At 73.6% G+C, this 1,365-nt stretch carries 2 protein-coding genes; both read right to left on the bottom strand.

Translation table 11 applies throughout. The features are described from left to right. Positions 1-109 precede the first annotated feature (109 nt). Positions 110-427, bottom strand: a complete 318-nt coding sequence (locus KME75_RS41585) for a putative quinol monooxygenase (protein ID WP_219420476.1) — start codon at positions 425-427, stop codon at positions 110-112. 75 nt (positions 428-502) lie between these two features. Continuing rightward, complete coding sequence (locus tag KME75_RS41580; protein ID WP_246633834.1) at positions 503-1,219, bottom strand: DsbA family oxidoreductase; 717 nt, start codon at positions 1,217-1,219, stop codon at positions 503-505. Positions 1,220-1,365 lie beyond the last annotated feature (146 nt).

Below are 1,365 nucleotides of genomic sequence, written 5' to 3'. Positions count from 1 at the left end.
CGACTCGCGGGAACTCCCGCGAGTCGCCCGTTTTCCGCGTGCGAGTCGCCCGGTTCCGACGTGCCGAGTCGCCCGTTCCGGCCCAGGTCCCCTCAGGCGACGCGGCCCCTCAGGCGACGCGGCGCAGCGCTGTGATCGTGAGCTCGCCGTCCAACAGCTCGGGCAGGCCGGCGAGCCCGGAGGTGATGTGCGGGCTCGCCAGGTGCTTGTCGAGGTGCGCCTGGCTCGTCCAGTTCTCGTAGAAGACGAACACGGCCGGGTCGGCGACGCCCTGGTGCAGGGCGTAGGTGACGCAGCCGTCCTCGCCGCGGGTGGGCTCGACGACCGACTCGAGGAGGGCCTTGAGGTCGGCCTCCCTGCCGGCGAGGGCGCGCATGGTCGCGACGACGGTGAGCAGTTCGCGGTTCTCGTCCGTGGGGATGGACATGGGGACTCCTCCGGCAGGCGGCGGTGACGAAGATCGGTCACAGCATGCCGGACCGGAGGGCCCCGGTCACCGGGATCAGATCGCGCAGGAGCCGTCGGCGCACGCGTCGCCCGCGCCGCCCGCCGGCGTGAGCACCTGCAGGGGGTGCGCCGCCGCCCAGGCGGTCTCCAGTGCCTCGAGCAGCGCGTCGGCCGGCTGGGCGCCGGACACCCCGTACGTGCGGTCGATCACGAAGAACGGCACCCCGCTGATCCCGAACGCCCCGGCCTGCCGCTCATCCGCGCGGACCTCGTCGGCGTAGCGATCGGACGACAGGACCGCGCGTGCCTCGTAGGCGTCGAGGCCCACCTGCGCGGCGAGGCGGACGAGCGTGTCCGGGTCGCCGATGGGTTCGCCGTCGGTGAGGTACGCCGTGAAGAGGCGCTCCTTCAGCGCGTCCTGCAGCCCGCGGGCGGCTGCCAGGTGCAGCAGCCGGTGGGCGTCGAACGTGTTGCCGCCGCGGGCGCGCTCGAAGTGGAAGTCCCAGCCGTCGACGGCGGCTGTCTCGGTCATCTGCCGGTGCATGGCCTCGGCCCGCTCCCGCGTGACGCCGTACTTCGCGGCCAGGTGCTCGGCGAGGTCGCCCTCGCGCTCCCGAGGCGCGGACGGGTCCAGCTCGAAGCTGCGCCACCGCACCTCGACCTCGTCGCGGTGGTCGAACCGCGCCAGCGCCTGCTCGAACCGGCGCTTGCCGATCGCGCACCACGGACACACGACGTCGGACCAGATCTCCACCTTCATGTGCGCGTTCAACCAGTGCTCGTCGCGGATTGTTCCAGCGCGTCCCGCGGGACGAGCGCGACTCCGCGCCCGTCGACGAGCACGAGCACCGGGCCGCCGCCGTCGAGCCGGGTGCGCGCCGCGTCCGCGTTCTCGCCCGCCCCGACGGCGGCCGATGC

Source organism: Pseudonocardia nigra, assembly GCF_019396355.1.
Lineage (GTDB): Bacteria > Actinomycetota > Actinomycetes > Mycobacteriales > Pseudonocardiaceae > Pseudonocardia > Pseudonocardia nigra.
The sequence above is the reverse complement of the archived record's forward strand: the minus strand, read 5'-3'. Positions and strand labels throughout refer to the sequence as shown.